The sequence below is a fragment of the Leptolyngbya iicbica LK genome (genome assembly GCF_004212215.1).
Lineage (GTDB): Bacteria > Cyanobacteriota > Cyanobacteriia > Phormidesmidales > Phormidesmidaceae > Halomicronema > Halomicronema iicbica.
Genome location: NZ_QVFV01000001.1, coordinates 876,973 through 899,647, shown reverse-complemented (window position 1 = coordinate 899,647; position 22,675 = coordinate 876,973). Strand labels below are relative to the sequence as shown.

At 54.9% G+C, this 22,675-nt stretch carries 15 protein-coding genes; 10 read left to right on the top strand and 5 right to left on the bottom strand.

Going from position 1 to position 22,675, the window contains the following annotated elements; genetic code table 11:
- The first annotated feature begins 125 nt into the window (after window positions 1-125).
- The 3 genes from DYY88_RS03885 to DYY88_RS03875 all read left to right on the top strand — a co-directional run bounded on the left by DYY88_RS03885 (window position 126) and on the right by DYY88_RS03875 (window position 4,228).
- Window positions 126-1,577 carry an arylsulfatase B gene (locus tag DYY88_RS03885; protein ID WP_039725638.1) on the top strand — a complete coding sequence of 484 codons (1,452 nt, stop codon included), beginning with the start codon at window positions 126-128 and terminating at the stop codon, window positions 1,575-1,577.
- A gap of 339 nt (window positions 1,578-1,916) precedes the next feature.
- Window positions 1,917-2,225, top strand: a complete 309-nt coding sequence (locus DYY88_RS03880; protein WP_039725637.1) for a 2Fe-2S iron-sulfur cluster-binding protein — start codon at window positions 1,917-1,919, stop codon at window positions 2,223-2,225.
- Window positions 2,226-2,809: 584 nt separating this feature from the next.
- Window positions 2,810-4,228, top strand: coding sequence for a hypothetical protein (locus DYY88_RS03875; RefSeq protein ID WP_052288247.1), 1,419 nt, complete (start codon window positions 2,810-2,812; stop codon window positions 4,226-4,228).
- Window positions 4,229-4,300: 72 nt separating this feature from the next.
- Here DYY88_RS03875 and DYY88_RS03870 read toward each other — a convergent pair whose 3' ends face one another.
- Window positions 4,301-4,846 carry an EF-hand domain-containing protein gene (locus DYY88_RS03870; RefSeq protein WP_039725635.1) on the bottom strand — a complete coding sequence of 182 codons (546 nt, stop codon included), beginning with the start codon at window positions 4,844-4,846 and terminating at the stop codon, window positions 4,301-4,303.
- A 627-nt stretch (window positions 4,847-5,473) separates the two neighbouring features.
- Between DYY88_RS03870 and aroF the strand changes: the two genes are divergently transcribed.
- From aroF to DYY88_RS03855, 3 genes are all read left to right on the top strand, one after another.
- Window positions 5,474-6,340 carry a 3-deoxy-7-phosphoheptulonate synthase gene (gene aroF / locus DYY88_RS03865; RefSeq protein WP_302849231.1) on the top strand — a complete coding sequence of 289 codons (867 nt, stop codon included), beginning with the start codon at window positions 5,474-5,476 and terminating at the stop codon, window positions 6,338-6,340.
- A 447-nt stretch (window positions 6,341-6,787) separates the two neighbouring features.
- Window positions 6,788-9,022 carry an alpha-glucan family phosphorylase gene (glgP, locus tag DYY88_RS03860; protein ID WP_039725633.1) on the top strand — a complete coding sequence of 745 codons (2,235 nt, stop codon included), beginning with the start codon at window positions 6,788-6,790 and terminating at the stop codon, window positions 9,020-9,022.
- A 17-nt stretch (window positions 9,023-9,039) separates the two neighbouring features.
- Complete coding sequence (locus DYY88_RS03855) at window positions 9,040-9,876, top strand: Tab2/Atab2 family RNA-binding protein (protein ID WP_039725632.1); 837 nt, start codon at window positions 9,040-9,042, stop codon at window positions 9,874-9,876.
- Window positions 9,877-10,065: 189 nt separating this feature from the next.
- Here the strand turns inward: DYY88_RS03855 and DYY88_RS03850 are convergent, their stop codons facing one another.
- Window positions 10,066-10,272, bottom strand: coding sequence for a hypothetical protein (locus tag DYY88_RS03850; protein ID WP_039725631.1), 207 nt, complete (start codon window positions 10,270-10,272; stop codon window positions 10,066-10,068).
- Between the two features lie 334 nt (window positions 10,273-10,606).
- On the opposite strand from DYY88_RS03850, the gene DYY88_RS03845 reads away from it, so the two are divergent.
- Entirely contained in the window at window positions 10,607-10,972 is a 366-nt protein-coding gene (locus DYY88_RS03845) for a hypothetical protein (protein ID WP_084606968.1), read from the top strand.
- A 9-nt stretch (window positions 10,973-10,981) separates the two neighbouring features.
- On the opposite strand, the gene DYY88_RS03840 is transcribed toward DYY88_RS03845, so the two are convergent.
- The 3 genes from DYY88_RS03840 to DYY88_RS03830 all read right to left on the bottom strand — a co-directional run bounded on the left by DYY88_RS03840 (window position 10,982) and on the right by DYY88_RS03830 (window position 19,342).
- Window positions 10,982-11,524 carry a hypothetical protein gene (locus tag DYY88_RS03840; RefSeq protein WP_039725629.1) on the bottom strand — a complete coding sequence of 181 codons (543 nt, stop codon included), beginning with the start codon at window positions 11,522-11,524 and terminating at the stop codon, window positions 10,982-10,984.
- Between the two features lie 19 nt (window positions 11,525-11,543).
- Window positions 11,544-12,365 carry a radical SAM protein gene (locus DYY88_RS03835; protein WP_039725628.1) on the bottom strand — a complete coding sequence of 274 codons (822 nt, stop codon included), beginning with the start codon at window positions 12,363-12,365 and terminating at the stop codon, window positions 11,544-11,546.
- 98 nt (window positions 12,366-12,463) lie between these two features.
- On the bottom strand, window positions 12,464-19,342 hold the full coding sequence (locus DYY88_RS03830; protein WP_084606967.1) for a bifunctional diguanylate cyclase/phosphodiesterase: 6,879 nt from the start codon (window positions 19,340-19,342) through the stop codon (window positions 12,464-12,466).
- Between the two features lie 292 nt (window positions 19,343-19,634).
- On the opposite strand from DYY88_RS03830, the gene DYY88_RS03825 reads away from it, so the two are divergent.
- The 3 genes from DYY88_RS03825 (at window position 19,635) to gcvH (ending at window position 22,603) form a co-directional block, all read left to right on the top strand.
- Window positions 19,635-20,921, top strand: coding sequence for a Glu/Leu/Phe/Val family dehydrogenase (locus tag DYY88_RS03825; protein WP_039725626.1), 1,287 nt, complete (start codon window positions 19,635-19,637; stop codon window positions 20,919-20,921).
- Window positions 20,922-21,026: 105 nt separating this feature from the next.
- Window positions 21,027-22,127, top strand: coding sequence for a glycine cleavage system aminomethyltransferase GcvT (gcvT, locus tag DYY88_RS03820; RefSeq protein ID WP_039725625.1), 1,101 nt, complete (start codon window positions 21,027-21,029; stop codon window positions 22,125-22,127).
- Between the two features lie 80 nt (window positions 22,128-22,207).
- Window positions 22,208-22,603, top strand: a complete 396-nt coding sequence (gene gcvH / locus DYY88_RS03815; protein WP_039725624.1) for a glycine cleavage system protein GcvH — start codon at window positions 22,208-22,210, stop codon at window positions 22,601-22,603.
- Window positions 22,604-22,675 lie beyond the last annotated feature (72 nt).

The following is a 22,675-nucleotide window of genomic DNA, read 5'->3' as shown; positions in this document are numbered from 1 at the left end:
ACCCGTTTTGCTGCGCCCTATTGTGGGGCTTTGTGGTCAGTCCTGAAATTAATTATGCCGCAGGGTGTCGCGCTATTTCTGGTTGGTCATAACTCATCTCAAAGTGATTAGTAGGAACGGGAGTCATGCGTAACGTAAAAGCCCTGGGCTTTGCCATCGCCTTCATTGTGGCCGTTGTGTCAGGGATGCATAGCTGGTGGTCGCCAGCCGCGATCGCCCAAACACCTTCTCGCCCCCATATCGTTTACATCATGGCGGACGACCAGGGGTGGAAAGATGTCGGGTTTCATGGCTCAGATATTCAGACCCCGAATCTCGATCGCCTCGCCCAGACGGGCATTCGCCTCGAAAAGTACCACGCTCATCCCTGGTGCACCCCCTCCAGAGCGGCCCTGATGACGGGGCGTTATCCCTTCCGCTATGGATTCCAAACCCTCGTGATTCCCTCGGCGGGTACCTATGGACTGCCGACCGATGAATGGCTGTTGCCCCAGGCGCTCAAAGAGGTCGGCTACAAGACCGCCCTGGTGGGCAAGTGGCACCTGGGCCATGCCGATCGCCAGTATTGGCCTCTGCAACGCGGGTTTGATTATCACTACGGTCCCATTCTGGGCGAAATCGACTACTTTACCCATTCCGCCCACGGCGTCGTGGACTGGTATCGCAACAACGAATTGGTCGAAGAAGAGGGCTATGTCACCACCCTGCTCGGGCAGGATGCGGTCAAGCTGATCGACGAGCACGATCCGGAGACGCCCCTCTTCATGTATCTGGCGTTTACCGCCCCCCATGCCCCCTATCAGGCACCAGAGGAAGCGCTGGCGCAATACGCCCACATCGCCGATCCGAGCCGTCGGGCTTATGCGGCCATGATTTCTGTGATGGATGAACAGATCGGGCAGGTGGTCGAGGCGTTAGAGCGGCGGGGCATGCGCGACAACACGCTGATTGTGTTCCAGAGCGACAATGGCGGTCCTCGTTCGGCGGCGGTGACAGGAGAAGTAGATACCTCCGGCGGCACCATTCCTGCCGATAACGGGATCTTCCGCGAAGGCAAAGGGTCGCTCTACGAAGGGGGGACTCGCGTGGTGGCCCTCGCCAACTGGCCAGGCCAGATCGAACCCGGTTCGGCCACTGACCAGCCCATGCACATTATCGATTGGTATCCGACCCTCGCCAGCCTGGCAGGTGCAGCGCCTGATCCGACGAAACCACTCGATGGGTTGAATATTTGGCCTGCTCTGGCGGAGGGCACAATGATGGAGCGCGATGCCGTCGGCTTTGACGTTGAGCCTTTTCGCGCGGCTGTCCATGAGGGCGATTGGAAACTCGTGTGGAAGGTGGCGTTGCCCTCCCGCGTCGAGCTATTTAACCTGGCGCAAGATCCCGGTGAGGCAACGAACCTGGCGACTCAAAACCTCCGCAAGGTGGCGCAGCTCAAACACCAGATCGAGCAAATGGCCCAGGAGGCGTCACCGTCGCTGTTTTTGAACGAGGCTTTAGGGGCAGCCAAGAGTGTGCTATTTACGTCTGTTGTGACCCCGGAGGACGCTGAGGCGATCGACAATCAGCCTTAGGAACCAGGGTTGAATATCACATCCAAGTTGTATCAGGCAGGCATCTTGCCTGCCCTGGGACAGCCGAGACGGCTGCCCACACTTAATTAAATTCCCACTCCTGAGCGCTGGCCAATCAGGTTAGTCGTTGGCGCCGGGAGTCAATATCCAAAAAAAATAAAATGAGCCCGGTGCAATTCTGCATCGGGGCGCTGCCAAGGGTGGGCAGCGATCGCCCTCGTGCCAGCGATCGTCTATCAACTGAGGGAAATTGCCGCGATCAATTTTCTGCCCCATTGGCAGAGGGCGAGTCGGGTGCAGTTTGTTTCAATGACTTTGAAGCAACTGTAAATAGTTCTTATGGCAACGACTTATCAAGTTCATCTCATTAATGAAGCAGAAGCACTCGATACGGTTATTGAAGTTCCTGAAAACGAGAGCATTCTCGACGTGGCCGAAATGGAATATGACATCGACTTACCGTATTCTTGCCGTTCTGGAGCCTGCAGCACTTGCGCCGGTCAGGTGATCGAGGGCGAAAGCCTGGATCAGGAAGGGCAAATGCAGCTCGATGAAGGCCAGATCGAAGAAGGCTATGTGCTAACTTGTATTGGCAAACCAACCTCAGACTGCACCATCAAAACTCATCAAGAAGAAGCCGTGCTCTAGCAATATCCACTCCAGGCAATCCACCGGGGTGGTACCGAGTCTCGCTCTTGGTGCCGGTCAAAGCCTTGGTGTGTTGTCGGAAATGGTTATGTAAGGCGATCTGGCATAGTTGTATGAGTCCGATCGCCCTCTTGTCTCCATGCTTAGGCTAATTTAACTGACTTAACTGACTTAACTGATATGTGCTTCTGGTATTGAGTGCATAAGTTTTTTGTCAGAGCGTACGTAGAGGGGCGATCGCCGCTGCCATACGGCTCCGAAAGTGGGCTCTATTTACGCTTATTAAGATGTGAGGAACTCGGTTGATTCCCTCTAAAGATTCTTCACGCTTTATAAATAGACTTACCAGAAGGTTCAAAAATTGCCGCTGAATTTTCTCCGGGTTGTTATAAAAGCGATATGTGTTAAGACCATTATCAATCCTTGAGCGGATCGTACCTTTCGAGAGCGTCTTTGCGATGATGTCTCTAGCGGGTCGATCATCACAACGGGTGGCTCTTGGGGAACGCTCTGCAATTCTGGCAAGTATGGCTAAACAGTCGGGTGATGATCGGATGAGGGCTAATCAAGGAGGGGCGGCTTCGATGTCTCAGGCCGATACCGATGGTTCGCCAACTGACCTAGAGCGAGCTCAAATTTACGCACTAATTGACAGTATTTTGCCCTTTGAGGCGTGTCTCTACTACCAAGTTGCCCCACTCTCAATTGATGGCAGCTGCCTAACCATGGGAACGGTTGATCCTGATGATCCGGCAGCGGCTGAGTACGTCACTAAACAGCTGTCTTACATCAACTACTCCATCCGCTTTCAGAAGGTGGCGTCTGACTGGCACCGTGATTTGCTATCGCAATATCTTAAGCACACTGCTGAGAGTCAGCGGCAGGCTAATGTTGCCAATGCCGAGGCTGAAAAGGCCGCTGAGGCTGAAAAGGCTGCCGCATCAGCGGCGGTTGATGCGGCAGCGGGTGCTTCCGTATCATCGTTTGCGACAGAAGCGGCGATCGCTCACGAACCAGCACCCATGGCAGGGGGTGCAATTTCTGACGAGCAGTTACAGGCGACCTTGATTCTCGAACAAGTCGAAGAGATGACCGCGCTGCTGCCCAGAGACCTGACGTCTCAGCTGGTGGCTGAAGAGCAGCGAGCAGCGGCATTGGCCGAAGTGTTTGAGCCCACAACCTCTCCGGTACTAGAGGAGGCCAGTGCGGTTGGGCCGCCCCCAGCTGAGACTGCAGAGCCTGAGATCAGTGAAGAAGTTCCCCCCGAGAGCGAAGAGACACCATCGGTTATGGTGCCGCCTCCGCCCGCTGAAGCACCGACCGCTGAGGTCCCGCCCCCTGAAGAAGCTCCGCTCGCTGAAGCCCCACCCGCTGAAGTACCCGATGCCCCGGCCACTGATGAAGCGCACGATGACGATATCAGTCGTCTGCTGTGTGCTCTGCCACCCAAAGTGCTGATGCAAGCCCTCTTGGATAAGGTGATTGGTGATGGTATTGGCCGTTTATACCTCAAGCGCCATGGGCATTCCCACCAAATTTTGTGGAGCCGCAACGGCGTTTTAGAAGGCTTGATTGAACCGGTTGACAGCCAAGTCCTGCAAGCGGTGATTAATGAATTTAAGCAGTTGACTCATGCCACATTAGCTCCGGTGACTCAGCCCAAGCAAGTCGAGATTGAGCGCACCCAAGATGGTGAGCGGATCTTGCTCCGGCTGAAGTTGCTGCCGGGCGATGAAACTGAAGAGGCGACCTTGCAAGTGTTACGCGGGGCCGCACTAGAATTTCATCAGCAGTATCAAATCGATAGCTTAAGCCGGGATGCGTTGGATGCCGCTCAAACGTTGAAAGAGCGTCTGAATGATATGCGCGATCGCGCTCGCAAATCCCTCAACTTTCAACCGTCACGCTCTAAAACCTTGAAAGCTCTGGTCAAGTTACTCAAAGAGCTCGACATCCAGATGCAAGAAATTGAGGCGGCTTATCACGCCCACGAAGACGAGTAGCGCTGCTGCGTTTGCCATTTACGGGCAGCAACGGCCTCGACTGGATCTGCGGCTCCGGGAGCTGGTATCTCGTTAGTACGGGCCAAACATGTGGTTGGCAACTTCATCGGGGTCGTCGCTATAGCAGAAATTAATGAACAAGCCCCGCATCTCGTTTTTGGTCAGAAAGCCGTCTTGGTCTTGGTCGAGTTGCGGAAATACCAATGGCGCATACACGGGGGATTCGTTAAAAACGGCGAGTAACTGGCCCCATTCGGCTTGATTAATCCGGCCATCTTCGTCTTGGTCAAAGACATCAAACACTAACTCAATCAAATCGCCAATCATTTCCGGGCTGGCGCTGGCGTCGGCCAGGATGTCTTCGTAATATGCAAACCACTCACTCAACGAAATTTCGTCATTGTGGTGGGTATCGGCTTTGGCTTCTAGTCCCTGCCACTGGCGCATGAGTTTATCTTCGAGCACGATGCAACGGGGCGATCGCTTTGACCAACCGCGCAGGTTAGAGAGCTTTTTGAACATGAGCTCAAAGTCTTGTTTGACTAAAACGCCCGTATAGTCTGAGTCGTATAGGCTAAACAGCTTGGTTAACTTGCGCTTTTGAAGGTCGGAAAGCATGGTCTTGGCCCCATGAAATGGCGGTGGTCACTCCGTCAACCCTCAGCCTACAGTAGTTTCCGGAAGGCCGTGGCGCTCTGTTATGAAGCTGCAACGATGCAAGCTTTCGGCACTGTTGCGATTGGTCCGATGGCGGCAGGCGGAATATCAGTCTGTATTGAATAACGGATACGTTCGGCTCAGTTCAGCAGGAGTCCCAGGTGGCGTCGCACTGATGCGCCAAAATTGCGAGAGCTGGTTGACGCCTCCGAATTCCATTGTTACCCTGTACCAAGCGTTAATTTCAAGACACATGCAATTCCGCGCAGAGCAATTTTATTTTTGGTTTTTTGAGGAGGTTCACTAGGTGTGAATTTAGCTTGTGCTGAACTCTTCTAGTGAACCGCAGACCCGCTCTGCGGTTTTTGCGTTTTTAGGGATTATCGTCTCACCCACCCGGCTCGTCATCATGTTTTATTCCGCTTCGGCTTACTGGCTTTTTAGCTTTTTCTTTTTCACTAGGATTTGCTCCGGGTGACGAGGCTGTGATGCCTGTTAATCAAACCCCCGGAGCGTCCTAGACGACCCGGGGGTTTTTCAATGCTGCGAATGTTCGACTGACCGTTATCCAACCACTATCAACAAGGAATCCAATCCATGCAAGACGCCAAACTCACCGCTAAAGCCCATGACGACCACGGCACGGTGATCGCCCTAAATGAGCAAGTCACCGTCGGCGGCGATGAACTGCTCATTGTCGGCGGTCCCTGCTCGGTCGAAAGTCTCGATCAGATGGAAGCGATCGCGACTCGACTGGGTCAGCGCACGATCCAGGCGTTGCGCGGCGGCGTTTACAAGCCCCGCACCTCGCCCTACGCCTTCCAAGGGATGGGCGAAGCCGGATTAGCCATTTTGGATCGGGTGCGGCGGCGCTATCACCTGCCCGTGATTACCGAAGTCATGGCGATTCATCAAATTGAGGCGATCGCGGCCCATGCTGATGCCTTACAAGTCGGTAGCCGCAACATGCAGAACTTCGACTTGCTCAAAGCCCTCGGCAAAGTTGACAAGCCCATCGTGCTGAAGCGCGGACTGGCGGCCACCATTCAAGAACTGGTCATGGCGGCTGAGTACATCGCCGCTCACGGTAACCCCAACATCATCCTCTGTGAGCGGGGCATTCGCAGCTTCGATACCTACACCCGCAATGTGTTGGATCTGGGGGCGGTCGTGGCTCTGAAGCAAATCACCCATTTGCCGGTGATTGTTGACCCCAGCCATGCGGCGGGCAAGCGCGAACTGGTGCCCAACTTGGCGCGGGCGGCGATCGCGGCGGGGGCCGACGGTCTCATGATTGAGTGTCACCCCGTGCCCGAAGAGTCCGTGTCGGATGCCCGTCAAGCTCTGTCGTTAGAGGATATGGCCGCTCTGGTCGAGAGCCTGCGACCCATTGCCACTGCCGTGGGGCGGCGGATGCCTGAAGCGATCGCCCCGCAGGAACCCGCCTTAGTCTGAGTGCCATCCTCAGGGAGCGGGTCACCACCGCAATCTGGGTGTTCTCAGGCCACAGAATTTAGTCTGGATGGGGTGCTGTCAGGAGGGGCTGGTCGGCCTATGGCAGGAGAGACTGCCGCAAGCGACTCCCTCCCTTATCGTTAGTCGCGATGGGCATAACGCCCCTGACGCACCAGCGTAGCTAAAGGTGAGATGAATTTTTTCTGGTCGGCAGGGAATCCATGATCCTGCAGTAAGCATCCGCGTTAGGCTAGAAAAAATGACAGCTTTTGACAGGCTGCGCGGCAGTGAGTGCAGCACAATTTGTTGGCTGTTTATTGGGGTTGCCCGGGTTTATGGGCAACGATGTGGTGCCCTAGCTGTGTCACTCTTTTCCCTCCTGTTCTTGGCGGCAAGCTCGGCCACATCTTTGTTTACAGTTTTCCTGGCATCGGTTGCTATCGATTTATGAATCCCATCAGTCAACTCAAAAAGAAACTGCCTTCACCGTTACGGCGGCTGGCTGATTTGGCCTACAACTACTGGTGGAGCTGGACGCCCGATCGCATGTCACTGTTCAGCATCATTGAGCCAACGGTGTGGCAAAACTGCTACCACAATCCTGTCGCTTTGTTAGAGGCGGTGTCTTATGAGCGGCTGTCGCAAGTGGCCGAAAATCCCGATTATTTGAAACGGTTACAGGTACTCGCTAATCATTTTGACGCTTACATGCGGGAGCGATCGACCTGGGGCCGCCGCGTGGCACCACACCTCACGCCTGAAGAGCCCGTCGCCTACTTTTGTATGGAATACGGCATTCACGAATCGCTGTATACCTACTGCGGTGGCTTGGGGGTGCTAGCGGGCGATTACCTCAAGTCGGCTTCTGATTTAGGGGTGCCGATGGTCGGCGTGGGCTTGTTGTATAAGCAAGGATACGTTTGCCAGCGGTTAAACCGCAGCGGTTGGCAAGAAGACTTTTATCGCGACAACGACTTTGAGCACATGCCGCTGGAGCTGGTGCGCGATGAATATGGTCAGCCGGTGACGGTCAAGGTGACGGTGCGCCAGCGGACGGTGCGGGTGCAGGTGTGGAAAGCCCGAATTGGTCGGGTGGATTTATATTTGCTGGATGCAGATCGCCCCGACAATGACCCCATTGACCGCAAGTTGACCGGCCAACTCTACGGTGGCAACCGGGAAACCCGGCTGGCGCAGCAGATTTTGCTGGGCATTGGCGGCGTGCAGGTGCTCCACACGTTAGAAATTGAGCCATCGGTTTATCACATCAACGAGGGCAGCTCTGCCTTTGCTCTGTTGGAAGTGGTGCGCCTAGAGATGGAATATGCGGGCAGCACCTTTGATGAAGCGCAAAGGTGGGTGCGCGATCGCTCCGTCTTCACCACCCACACTCCGGTGCCTGATGGCAACAATGCCTTCTCCGCCGACATGATGGATTCGTTTTTTGGTCATTACTGGCCGCAGCTCGAACTGGAGCGCGAAGAGTTTTTGAATTTGGGGGCACGCCGCATTGGCGATCCGTGGGAACCGTTTAGCTTGTCGGTGCTGGCGCTGCGGATGACCCGTCAGGCCAATGCCGTGAGTCAGCGCCATGGCAAAGTGTCGCGTGAAATGTGGCAAATTCTGTATCCCGACAAGGCGGAGGAAGAAGTGCCCATTGGCTATGTGACGAATGGTGCCCACCTCAGCAGTTGGACGGCCCCCCTTTTGGTGGACTTGTACAGTCAGCATTTGGGCAAAAACTGGTCACAGCTACACATGAACACGACGGATATTTGGACCCATGTGGAACTGCATCTCGCCAGCAAAGAAATTTGGCAAAACGTGAACGCGATTCCGGAGCGGGAGTTGTGGCGGCGGCACTGCATTTTGAAGGAGCGTCTGATTGCGTATGCGCGATCGCAGGTGTTGGCCTCCCGGTTAGAGCGGAAGGAAGCCAAGGACGACATCATGGCCGTGGAGCGGCTGCTGGACCCGAATGTGTTGACGTTGGGATTTGCGCGACGCTTTAGTCCCTACAAGCGAGGGGCGTTGATTTTTAAGGATTTGCAGCGGGCGATTCGGATTTTTTCCAACGCGCGGCGACCGATTCAAATTATTTTTGCGGGCAAGGCGCGCCCTGGTGATGACGAGGGCAAACGCATCATTCAGCGGTTGATGGAGTGGTGTCGGCATCCGGCTTTGCGTGATCGCGTCGCCTTTATCGAAGACTACGACCTGTTTACCGCCAAACTGATGGTGCATGGCGTCGATGTGTGGCTGAATACGCCGCGTCGTCCCACGGAAGCCTGTGGCACCAGCGGCCAAAAGGCAGCCTTTAACGGGGTCATCAATCTCAGCATTGGCGATGGTTGGTGGTGTGAGGGGCATCAGCCCGGACGGGCCGGACAGCCGAGCAATGGCTGGACCATTGGCGAAGAAGTGGACACCAGTGACCAAGAACATCAAGACCAAATCGATGCGGACTCGCTGTACACGCTGCTAGAACGGGAGATTGCGCCGCTGTTTTATGAGCGCGATCGCCACGGCATTCCCCACAAATGGATTGCCATGATGAAGGCGTCGATTCGCACAAATGCGCCCAACTTTAACAGCGATCGCATGGTGGCGGAATACGTGATGCGGGCCTACTTGGATGATCTGTCGCGGCCTTTGCCACTCAAAGCTGGCCATGTGGCTTGACGGAGCGCAGAAAACCGATGGTCATTTGGGAAGTGGATTGTTATCGGCGACCGTTGCGTAATGCAGACGGTCAACCGCTGTGGGAATTGCTGGTGTGCGATCGCGCCTTTGAGTTTACTTATGGTGCCACGGCTCCCCAAGCTGCTGTCAATGCGGCTTGGTTGCAACAGGAGTTAGCCACCGCTCTACAAAAGTCCGGTCAGTCGCCCGCAGAGATTCGGGTTTTTCGCCCGCAGTGCCTGTCGTTGTTGCAGGTTGCCGCCGAGGGCTGGTCATTAACTGTGCGCCCCAGTCGCAATACTCCGACTTTGAAGCGCTGGCTGGTGCAGCGATCGCAGTGGTATCCGGCTCAACCCGAATACAGTGGCGAACCCTATGAGCCGATCGCGCTCGAACAGCCTGCGCCCGTGCCGATGTCCGAAAATTTGTGGGGCGAGCAGTGGCGGTTTGGCAGCTTGTCGGCTCAAGATTTGCAAGAGAGTCTCGTTTACGAACCGATGCCCTTTCAGTCGGTGCCGGAGGAATTTTTGCCGCTAAAGCTCGGACTGCCGAGCACAGCGGCGATTCCCGGCGTGATTATTGACGCGGGACGGCGATCGCTGCCCCTGGCGCAGTGGCTTCACGAACAACAGCCAGCTGCGTTGAATTACATTCCCGGTGCGCCGGATGGCGTCATTCTCGAAGCGGGGTTGGTCGATCGCTGGGTGCTCACCACGTTTGAAGACTCGCAGGTTGCAGCGGCGGGGCAGCAGTTTCGCGATCGTCAACAGCAAGCCCAGGGTCTCCATTTTTTGCTGGTGCGCCCCGATGATTCCGGCATGACGTTCACCGGGCTCTGGCTGCTGCGCCTGTAGTTGACCATTTTTGTCGGTCATCCTAGAAGGGGACGGGTCCCTGCCGGATCACCCGAATGCATCGAATTCAGTTCAAGGGCCCCGTCCCCTGGAGGCGTTTCGGTTGTTCTCTGCTGATGAAGTAGTAAGCGCCGTGGAGTCTAGAGACTCCACGGCGCTTAACAAAAATGATGTGACTGACTGCGGCGTTTAGAAGCCCTGGCGCGAAATCATTTTTTCGAGATCAGCCTGGGTTTGATGCAGTAAGTGCTCCCGGCGATCGCTGTTTTGTGCCAGCGAAGGTACCAGATTTTTCGCCTGTAGCGCCATATGTAGTTGCAGGTGGGCGACGTAATCACTGCAAGCTTCGCGAGTGGCTTCGATGCTTTGAGTGGAATGATTAGAAGCTGCCAGCACGTGCGATTCTCCCCGTAATGGAATTCAACTGTCTACAGTTTTGAAATTATCACGAGGTTGTAATACCTTCTGACTAACCGAAATGATCCGTAATGTTGACATCGCGTTAGTGAGCCCTTTATGGCCCGCTCTTTGCTGAGTCTTCGGTCGTTCGCGAGCGAGGCCGCCGCCTGATCCAGACCTTGAGTTTTTTCTGAAGAGTCCGGACGGCGCAAGATAAAGTACACTACCCTATCAACAAGTTAGATGTAGGCGATCGCGACCTGCACCTAGATTCACAGCTCTTAGCGATAGCAAGAGTAATGTGTGTGAAGATACTACGACTTCTTGGCTTGTGACTCAGCAACCTCACATCGTTCATTTAGATATTCTGGATACCGATTACGCCAAAATCGCAGCGGGCGAACGGATTCCAGCCGAGCGCCGACAGCTGTTAGCGTGGGGAGAGGCGACGTGGCATCGCTTGAGCAAACAACTGGCCCGATATCGCTACGACAATCTTGACCAGCAGGGGCGCGACGATTTGCTGTGCAATATTGCCAATACCGCTGGCCTGTTTACTGCGGCAGATATGGAAGACATCAACGATCGCCTGCGCCGGACGGGGTGCTTTTATTTGACCCCGGGCGAGCGGCAACAGATATTTAACTGGCTGCAAGATGAGTTGGCCGTTGATTTAGCGGTTGATCCCGATAGTTAGGGTGAGTAGTTAGAGGGCAGGGGGACGGACGGTCAGCGTTTGCCATTCGCGCAGCACTGCTCGACATTGCAGACAGGTTAATAGCTCGGCCAGCTGCTCTATGCCATGGGCATGGTTGGGGTAATGGCGATAGGGATGAGTCGGCTCGCCGGACGGCGCGAGTTGGGCCACCATGCCAAACAGGCGTTGGTTAGAAAACGAACTGTTAACGGGCCAACCGTCTGAATTTAGTAATTTGAGTTGAACGCAGTGAGTCGGGTTGATGCCCAATTTACGGTGCAAAATGTGTCGGGCGTCGGTGTCTAAGGGCTGCTCGGGCGGCACGCGGCCACCGGGAAAGTCTAACGTCGCCATGCCCACCCCTGGCCGGTATGTCGGCTCGGGTAGCAGTAGCCGATCGGCCAGCAGGGGCAACACAATCAGGGAGTGAGCCCGTTCGACCCGCCAATATTCCAGCCGGTCGCCCTGAACGGTTTCGAGGTGTTCGCCGATGAGGGTAAACCAGCGCGTCTCTAGGTTGAGAAAGCGATCGCGCACGGCCCAGTGATCCATGAGTCAGCCCCGCTGGCGATTAATGATGTGAGAGGGATGCGGCCTCATAGCGATGGCGCACGGGCATTGCCAAATCGGCCTGTAGTTGATCGCCCAAGGCGGTCAAGACCTCAGCTGAGACGCATCGGGGCTGCCGCCATTGCGCATCAGGGGGGGCATCATGGTTGCCCCGGGCTTCAAGTTGATGGGTCAAGGGGCGGGGTCGCAGGGGCGTATTTAGTTGCACCTCATCCGGCATCAAAGCGCGAATCACCGCTTTGTAGCGTTCGATATCCAGTTTGCGCCAGGGTTCCATCACCATGGTCTGAATCGTAAATTGCCCTTGGAACTGCTCGCGAAAGGTCATGATGCCGGCCAACACCTGATCGAGGTTGAGACCCGCCACAGGGCGGTTGATGGTTTGCCACTGGTCGGCGGCGACGGCATCAATTTTAACGGCGACGATATCGGCAGCAGCTAAATCATGACGCACGGCGCGATCGCTCAACAAGGTGCCATTGGTCAGCACGACGATCGGGCGCTGTAGTTGGGCGCGGGCGATGTCGATCACGGGGGCTAAATTGCTCGCCAGGGTCGGTTCACCGCTGCCGCTCAAGGTGACCACATCAATCGCGCTATTGTCAGTGTCGAGCTGCTGTAGTTCGGTCTGGACTTGCTCGGTGGGCACAAACTCCGCGCGATCGCAGGTGAGCTGCTCGATCTCGCCGAGCTGACAATAGCGACAATGCAGTGAACAGGTCGAGATTGCACCGAGTAGATCAATGCCTAAAGATTGACCAAATCGCCATGAGCGGACTGGCCCATAAACGGCGGGGATGGTGGTCGAGGTCATGGCAACCATTACTCTCACAGCTTAAGCGTCTATGCCTTTCAATCTGACTGAAGTCATCGGCTTTGGCACTGAATAGCAATAATCTGCAACGGTTTGCCCCTGATGGCTTAAAACGAGGGTCGCCGTAAGAGTGCCGTGGCCGCCTCGGTCGCTAAAGCGGGCGCAAAGTAATAGCCCTGGCCAAATTGACATTTATTCTTCTGCAAATACACCAGCACGTCATGGTTTTCGATGCCTTCGGCAATGACTTCCAAATTGAGGTTGAGGGCCAGGTTAATGATCGCTTTGACAATTTCATAATCGCGCGGATCGGTCTTTTGGGCATTCAGGTTTAGGATGAAAGATTTGTCAATTTTCAAAATGTCGACCGGGAATTGATGCAGATAGCTAAGGGACGAATAGCCAGTGCCAAAATCATCCATACAGACGGCAATATTGCGTGCTTGAAACTCATTTAAGGTCTGCACCGCTAGGGAACTGTTGGTGATTAGTACACTCTCGGTAATTTCGAGTTTGAGCGATCGCCCCGTCAAGTTGGCAGCCGCCAAGGCATGGTCAATTTGCTGAATCAGGTCGGGTTGCGAAAATTGCCGTCCTGACAGATTGACACTGATCGTCACATCCTGGAATTCTGCCCCCATCTGCCGCCACTGACTGAGCTGTTGGCAAGCCTGATTTAGCACCCAGAGGTCGATGGCGGCGATCAATCCAGTCTCTTCGGCGACTTCGACAAAGGCCCGCGGATAGAGCAGGCCACGGGTCGGATGTTGCCAGCGCACCAGTGCCTCAAAGCCGACAATCCGCCCCGACGATAAGGCCACAATGGGTTGAAAATAGAGCCGAAATTCCTCACGATTAATCGCATGGCGCAGATCATGTTCCAGCGTCATCTGCTCTAGGGCGATCGCATGCATTGAGGCATCAAACACAATATATTCACTGTTGCTTTTCTTCGCTTCGTACATCGCGATATCGGCATTTTGGACAATATGTTCTGGCGATGTGTGGTGTTTGCTGCTAAAAGTGATGCCAATACTGGCCCGAATAAAGATTTCGCGATCGTCGAGAAAAATCGGCAGTTCCAACACATTGTGAATGCGTCGAGCGACCTCAACGGCAAACTGCGGCTCATGTAATTCTTCGAGTAAAACGACGAACTCATCGCCTCCTAAGCGGGCGGCAATATCGATATCGCGTAAACAGTGGCTGAGTCTTTCGGCAACGAACTGTAATAGCTGATCGCCCACGGCATGGCCGAGACTGTCGTTGATCACCTTAAAGCGATCGAGGTCTAAAAACAGCACGGCAAACTCAGTGGCGCCGTAGGCTGAGGACATGCCCGCCGCATCATGCTGATGGCGCTGATAGCGTCGCAGGGCAAGTTGCAGCCGCTCTAAAAACAGCGCGCGATTGGGCAGCCCAGTGAGGCTATCGTGCAGCGCATCATGACGCAATTGTTCTTCGAGCCGCTGGCGTTGGTGCAGCTCGGTTTGGGCTTGCTGATACAGCTCGGCTTGTTGAATGGCGATCGCTAATTGGTCGGCGACTTGTTTGATCAGCGCACATTCCTGGTCAGTCCATCGCCGCGCCACAGGATGCTGGATGCAGAGCAAGCCTTTGATTTGGTCGTTGTGGCGAATCGTCACCGTCAACATGGCCCCAACCTGTAGCTGCGACAATTTATCCGCAACGGCGGCCAATTGTGGGTCTTGAGCCACGTCATGGTTTGCTACCGGGGTCGCTTGCGAGAGGATTGGCCCCATTTGCCGACAGCTTTGTAGGCTTACTTCCTGTCCCTGCAAGGGGGCAATACCAGGTCCGGAGGAGGAGGCCAAATATTCAAATGAGTCATCCTCTGCTTTGAGTAGGGCAATGACGCAGCGTCCCGCTTGAAAGACCGCCAGCAAAGTTTGCGTGGCCTGTGCCAAAATTTCTTGCAAGTCTAGGCTGTCGCGGATACTGCTGACAATTTCATTGAGCAGTTGTTCTCGCTGGGCGATGCTTTGTGAGGCGGCCAGCAGCTGGGCTTGCTGAATGGCAATTTCGACCTGTCCACAGAGTTGCTGTACAAACTCGATTTCGTCCGGTTGCCAGTGCCGAGGGCTACGACATTGATGAATGCACAGCAAGCCCCACAGTTGCTCATTCACCACTAAGGGCAACACCAAATTGGCCCGAATCTGATAATGCTCTAAGAAACGACGGTAGCAGGGCCGCATCTCAGCCGTGCTGACATCGTTGACCTGGCTGATGCGGCCTTGGCGATAGCGCTCTATCCAGCGATCGGCAAAACACGGATCGCGCACGGTCTCGCCTAGCACTGACATCCACTCGTCACCAACCGACTCCACGGTGATTTCGCCACTGCGATCGGCGGCCAGCTGATAAATCAGGACACGATCTGTCTGCAAGAACTCACGAATCCGTGTCACTGCCGTCTGCAAAACGGTCTTGAGATCAAGACTGCGGCGAATGTTTTCGGTCAACTCGCGCAAGAGGCGTTCGCGCTCGGCCTGTTGGCGTAGCCGCGTTTGCGCCTGGACAATGTCGGTGATATCAGTGGCGACTAACCCTAATAATTGGGGCTGATCAGGTCGCGACAAGACGGGAAAGAGCACCGATTGTAGGACTCGTTCTTGGCCCTCACTCTGGAGACGATCTTCGATGACGAGGGGCTGCTGAGTGGCGACCAATTGCTGAATGCGAGCCATGAAGAGGGTGGCAACTTCTTGAGAATGCAGGTCGGCAAAATGTTGGCCTTCAATTTCGGCGGCGGGTTTGCCTAGAAACTCAGCGGTGATGGCGTTGACTTTGTGATATCGCCCCGTTTCGTCATAGAGTTCCATGATGGCGGGGGAGTTTTGCATCAAGGCGTGGAGAATTTCATGGGCTTCGGCAAGTTCGAGTTCCGATCGCTTGCGATCGCTGATGTCTTCGTTAACGCCAAACACCCGCACCACTTGCCCGTTTTCATCGCGAATAAATTGGCCATGGGCCTCGAGATAGAGAATTTCACCGCTGGGCCGCATGATCCGGAACTCGGAGTGAAAGCCTTTTGCTCCTTGCTCCTGAGCCTCAATTTCTTGCTCGACAATCGTCAGGTCCTCAGGATGAATCAGGTTGTACCAGTCATGGTGAGAGCCGGAGTGTTCGGCGGCGTCGATGCCGTAGATTTCATACATCCGCTCATCCCAATAGGTGCGATCGCTGGCGATATCCCATTCCCACACGCCTAATTTGGCCGCTTCGGTGGCGAGGGTAAGGCGCTGGGTTGTCTCTTGCAGCGTGACTTCTTTTTGGTGGCGATGGGTAATGTCGCGATTGACGCCAATCATGCGAATGGGTTGCCCCGCCGCATTGCGCAAAATCTGTGCGTAAGTCTCGATATATCGCACTGCGCCATCAGTGCGGATGATGCGAAACTCGACATTGTAAATATCATCCTTTTGTAGCGCCACTTCTGCCGCTGCCAGCAAACCGGGCCAATCATCTGGGTGCACTAGGCGCTGCCAGGCGGCGTAGGTGCCGTCAAACTCACCGGGAGACATGCCGTGAATCCTATGCTGCCGTTCATCCCACGTCAGGGTTTCGTGCACGATGTCCCAGTCCCAAATCCCAAATTGGGCCGCGTCACTGGCGATCTCCAGTCGCTGTGAGGTTTCTCGGATGGCCTGCTCGCTGCGGGCGCGATCGGTCACATCGAGGTTGATGCCGATCATCTTCTGCAATTGCCCCCGCTCGTCGCGAATGATGATGGCGTGGTCTTCGACGTAACGGACTTCACCACTAGGGCGAATGATCCGATATTCCTTATGCATTTCGGCGGCATTGCCGCGCAGATCGGCGAGTTCGCTGTCTACAACATGCGCATCTTCGGGATGAATCGCTGTGGCCCAAGCATCGTATTCAACCTCTCTCGCAGTCGGCTCCCAGCCATAAATTTCTGCCATGCGGGCGTCAAACCACATCGTATTGGTGTCGGGGGCAAATTCCCAAATGCCGATGTGGCCAGACTGGGTGGCCAGTTGTAAGCGACTCGTGAGTTGTTGAATATTGTTTTCGCTGGCTTTGCGATCGCTAATGTCGCGATTGAGCCCGAGGATGCTGAGCACCTGGCCATCATCATCGCGGATGACGGTAACGTGATCCTCGACATAACGCATTTCCCCATCAGCGCGCACAATTCGCAAATCAACCTGGAAATAGTTTTGGCCTTGCTCAATCGCGTGAGCTGCGCGCTCGATTAACTCGACATCCTCGGCATAAACATAAGTGGACAGCCAGGCCTCAAAACTGGGGGGCGCCATCCCCGGGGCGCAGCCGTAAATTTCATAGGTGCGTTGGTCCCAAATTAATTGACCGGTCTGGTAATTTAACTCCCAAACGCCCAGTTGGGCCGAGGCTGTCGCGAGCGACAGGCGCTGTGATAAATCACGGATGGACTGTTCTGCCCGTTTTCGCTCCGTAATGTCTTCGCCAATGCAGGTGACGCTAATGACCTCACCTTGCGCGTTGCGCTGCACAGTATTGTTCCAGGCGATGAGACGGCGATCGCCCGTCCGCGTCACAATGTCATTCTCGCGATATGCCGGAAAATCAGCGACCCCCTCGGTCGTATTGATTGCCCGGTTAAAGAGCGCCCGTAGCTCTGACCGGATTTCGGCAGGCAAAAACATCGAGAACCAGTTTTGGCCTAACACCTCATCCCGTCGCCAGCCCGTCAATGACAGCAAATAGTCATTGGCGAACAACACATTCCCCTGTGAGTCGGTCATGATGGCGACCATCATCAGGGTTTCGAGCACATTGCGAAACTGCTGCTCAGAGAGTTGCAATTCTTGCTCGGCCTGTTTGCGATCTGTGATGTCGCGCCCTACCCCCACGACTGCCGTCACGTTGCCCGCCTCATCTAATACGGCTTGGTTTGACCAAGACAACCAGCGCCACCCCTGGTTTGTGAGGGTCCGCTGCTCTAGACGGCAGGTGTGTGGGGGCTGCCACAGGGTCTCCCACTGTTGCTGCGCGGCAGCTTGATCAGCCGGATGCCCTGGCGGGCGAAAATCGGTTTCGACTAACTCTGCCAGCGTTTTGTTGAAAAGTTGGCAATAGGACGGACTGGCAAACAGCAACTGGCGATCGGGCGTGAGTTTGAGGATAAGTTCCGTTTGGTTTTCGACTAATAGCCGATATTGCTGTTCGCTCTCAGCCAAGGCATCAATGGCATTGTGCAACTCGGTGATGTCGCGCTGCACGCCAAAGTGCCCGGTAATTCGTCCCTGGTCGTCGTACAGACACTGATAGTCCCCCTCGATCCACATCAGAGTGCCATCGCCCCGTCGTTCGTGCGTCTGGATATGAAGGCGTCCCGCATCGAACAATTGCCGAAAAATGGCGCGGCCCGTGGCGCGATCATGGTTTAGAACATCGTCGGGGGTGAGGCCGATCATGTCTTCGACCTGACTAAAGCCATATTGCTCACAAAAAGCCAGGTTGGCTTTGGTTACTCGCTGATGGGTGAGCGCATAGTCCAGGGCTGCAGTTTGATCAAGATTGCTGTCGTGCCACGCGATGGGCTCATCTAGCATCATAAAAAAGAAGCCGTCGAGCGATTGCGTAAAAAAGAGGTTGAGTTGGCGTTCGCGATCGCGCAAGGCTTGCTCAGCCTGCTTATAGTCCGTAATATCGCGACCGCTGGCCTGAATCTCGGTAAGCTGACCGTCATCATCAAAAAAGGCGCGGTTAATCCACTGGTGCCAGGCGATTTGGCCATCGGCCCCGACAACCGTGTGTTCATGAGTCACGATGGGGCGATCGCTTGATAGGTGTTGCAATTCACCAATTTGTTGCCGCACCTGCGCCTGATGTTCGGGTGGCACCAGGTCAATAAAACTGCTGCCAATCAGATCCGCAGACGAGCGTTGAAAAAAGCGGCAAAATGCCTCATTTACAAAGGTCAGCGTGCCATCTGGGGTCAATCGACAAAGTAGCTCGGTTTGGGTGTCGATCACGTGGCGATAGCGTTGCTCGCTCAGGCGCAACGCTTGATTAATTTGCTCTAACGTTTGGGCGTATTGGTTGACTTGGGTCGTCAATTCTTGCTGGCGCTGCTCAGCAATTTTGCGCTCAGTGATGTCTTGTTTAATCGCGATGAAATGGGTGATTTCGGCGGCCTGGTTATATACCGGCGTAATGGTCATCTCTTCGACATAGTGGCTCTGATCTTTGCGGCGGTTAATGATTTCGCCGCGCCACACTTCGCCGGCGAGAATGGTTTGCCAGAGTTGGCGAAAAAACGCTTGATCTTGTTGTCCGGAGTTAACCAAGTCACGCGGGTCATAGCCGATGACTTCGTCCAGGCTGTAACCCGTGAGTTGGGTAAAGGCGGGATTGGCCCATTCAATTTGCCCATGGCGATCGGTAATGACAATAGCGTCAGCACAGGCGCTGAGTGCGACACTTTGTAAGTGCAGTTGTGCGGCGGTGTCAGCGAGGGTATAACAAGTTTTTTCAGGCTGGAGAGTGGGAGCGATCGCGGCGGCTAGTTGTAATCCCTGAAAGTAGTCTGGTTGACTTGCTTGCAGCATTAATAAATGAATATTTTCTCCCACATGGGCGATCACTGAAAAAGACAGAGATCGCGATTGTTGATGCTCATTTTGGAGGTTCACAAGGCCGTAACATGAGGCCTGAATGGGAAACGTCAAAACCCCATGCTCTGGATTTTCGGGAGTGACCAATAATTGGGTGAGCGATCGCTCCAGCAGCTCGGGTGAGCTCATCTCAAATAAATCGCAAGCCGATTGATTGGTGGCCAAAAGCTGACCGTGCGGATCAATCAGTAGCCCTGCAACGGGTAAATCATCTAATAGTTGACTGAGATGCTCACGGGAAAAGGTCAGGCTTAAAGGTAAGGAAAAGGGTGACTTTCCCATAGATAGCCAAGAGAGTTCATCAACTGGTTGAGACTCGCGATCGCGATTAGACATGGGGCTGGTAGATTACCTCGGCCATCTAAGCACCACGGATAGGGAGTCTAGGCTGGCAGGTATAATTGGGAGATGGGAGGCTACGAGTTAGTATGCCCAAATTGTAGAACTGCGGCAGATGCGAAGGTCATACCCTTTAAGTTTTATGGATTCCAGTAACAATTCAGCTGAACAAATCCAACCGGATTGACTCCACCCTCGACAATGGTTAGTAACAATCAATACTAACTAAGCCGTAGGACGACGCCTAAATCGTTGCCCATAGGAGTCGGCGGCGGTTAAACGAGGTGTCATGACAGCTTCATTATTGTCGGATGCAAATCGGCGGCTGGCTCGGGCGCTTAAACATGTGCAAATTTCTGAAGATGCGAGTGAGCGCCTGCAATTTCCCAAAGCGAGTCTTAAAGTCTCCATTCCCGTGCGGATGGATGACGGCTCGCTGCGCGTGTTTGAGGGCTATCGGGTCCGTTATGACGACACTCGGGGACCCACTAAGGGAGGCATACGCTTTCACCCCAACGTCAGTATGGATGAGGTGCAGTCGCTGGCGTTTTGGATGACGTTTAAGTGTGCGGCGGTGAACTTGCCCTTTGGCGGCGCTAAGGGCGGCATCACGCTGAACCCCAAAGAGTTGTCGAAGTTTGAGCTGGAACGGCTGAGTCGGGGCTATGTGGACGCGATCGCCGACTTTATTGGCCCGGATATCGATATTCCTGCGCCGGATGTTTACACCAACCCGATGATCATGGGTTGGATGATGGATCAGTACAGCATCATTCGCCGCCAGTTATGCCCGGCGGTGATTACGGGCAAGCCCTTGGGGATGGGCGGCAGTCAAGGACGCGATCGCGCTACGGGCACGGGAGCGTTTTACGTGTTGCAGGCGATGTTGCCGAAGTTTGACCGCGTGCCCGCCGAGACGACGGTCGCGGTGCAGGGCTTTGGCAATGCCGGTAGTGTCATTGCGCGGCTGCTATTTGACGCGGGGTACAAAGTGGTGGCGGTGAGTGATTCGCGCGGCGGCGTATATTGCGATCGCGGCCTCGACATCCCCAGTCTGCAACAGTTCAAAGCCTCGACCCGCAGCCTCAAAGCGGTTTACTGCGAGGGCACCGTCTGTAATTTGGTGGATGGCCACGATACCCTCACCAATGAAGAACTGCTGACGCTCGATGTGGACGTCCTGATTCCTGCCGCGCTGGAAAATCAGATCACCGCTGACAATGCTGCCCAGATTCAAGCGCAATACATTTTTGAGGTCGCGAACGGGCCGATCACTTCCGAGGGCGATCGCATTCTGGAAGATAAAGGCGTGTACGTCTTCCCCGATATTTTGGTGAATGCCGGAGGCGTCATCGTCAGCTATTACGAGTGGGTGCAAAATCGTAGCGGTCTGTATTGGACTGAGGCCGAAGTGAGCGATCGGCTCAAAACCAAGATGATCGAAGAAGGGGAGAAAATCTGGCGCATTGCCCAAAACCTCGCCATTCCCCTCCGCACCGCCGCCTACGTCCACGCTTTGGAACGGTTGGAGGAAGCCCATAGCGCTCGCGGCACCCGCGACTACTACATCAGCTAGCGTTGTCAGAACCCCGACTTCTCTCAGAACCCCGGCTTCTTCGAGAAGCTGGGGTTCTCAATAGCCTTTACAATCAAGAGCGATCGCCCTATTCCTCCATCGCCCATGACCTCTTTGCGTACCCCCCTTTACGACCTCTCGGCTGACCTCAAAGCCCGCTTCACTGAGTTTGCTGGGTGGGAAATGCCGGTGCAATACAGCGGCATTAAGCAAGAGCACCAGGCTGTGCGCACAGCGGCGGGCATGTTCGACATTTCTCACATGGGCAAGTTCTTTTTGCGCGGATCCGGGGTGCTAGCGGCCTTGCAAACCCTCGTGCCGTCAGACCTCAGCCGTCTAACGCTAGGGGAAGCCCAGTACACCGTGCTGCTCAATCCTCAAGCGGGCATCATTGACGACCTAATCATCTACTATCAGGGCACCGAGACTGACGGCACCGAGCGCGTCGCTGTGATCGTCAATGCGGCCACCACCGACAAAGACAAAACCTGGATGACTGAGCATCTGCCGTCGGACATTGCGTTTGAGGATGTTTCGCGCGATCGCGCCCTCATCGCCGTGCAAGGGCCAGAAGCTGTGACTCAGTTGCAGCGCCTCACTACCGAAGACCTCGATAAAGTGGGGCGCTTCGGACACCTTGAAGGGACGGTATTAGGCCAACCCGCGTTTCTGGCCCGCACGGGCTACACGGGCGAAGACGGCTTTGAAATCATGATGAGTCCTGACGGGGGGCAAGCCCTCTGGCAAACACTGCTGGAAAATGGCGTTACCCCCTGCGGCTTGGGCGCGCGCGACACCCTGCGCCTCGAAGCCGCGATGGCCCTATACGGTCAAGACATCACCGACGACACCACCCCCCTCGAAGCGGGACTGAAATGGCTGGTTCACCTGGACGGGGCTGGTAAATTTATCGGTCGTTCTGTACTCGAACAGCAAAGCGCTGACGGTGTGCCTCGGCGGTTAGTCGGGCTCCAGATGGCAGGGCGCAATATCGCCCGGCACGATTATCCCGTTATCCATGAGGAAAAGACCGTCGGCACTGTCACGAGCGGCACCCTGTCGCCTTCCTTGGGCTACCCCATCGCCCTGGCGTACGTACCCGCTAATTTGGCAAAAGTGGGGCAATCCATCGGGGTCGAAATTCGCGGCAAGACGCATCCCGCCCAGGTGGTGAAAAAACCTTTTTATAAACGCAAAGCTTCATGAGTTGACACAACTTGCATGGATAAATACGCTAGCAGGCGTGCGACACTGGCAACAGCGCGTGATTACAAGAGAGAACGGTCATGGCCCTTGAGTTTCCCGATGATTTGAAATACCTGGACACCCACGAATATGCCCGGGTTGATGAAGATGAGGCGATCGTGACGATCGGGATTTCTGCATTTGCCCTCGATCAATTGGGTGACATTGTCTTTTTGGAATTGCCCGAAGTGGGCGATACCGTTGAAAAGGGCGAAACCTTTGGCACTGTGGAGTCCGTGAAAGCGGTGGAAGATTTGAAGTCCCCCGTTAATGGCGATGTGCTGGAACGGAATGAGGCGATCGTGGACTCCCCAGAACAGATTGTGGATGATCCCTACGGTGATGCCTGGCTGATTAAAATCAAAGCCGAAAATTTAGATGATTTGGACGATGCGATGTCGGCTGATGAGTATCGCGATCAGGTAGAAGGCGGCTAGATTAGAAGACGTTTGGGTCACTGAGCCGCTGCTTAGGAATCAGGATTTTATAAAATCCAAGTTTTGTCGGGC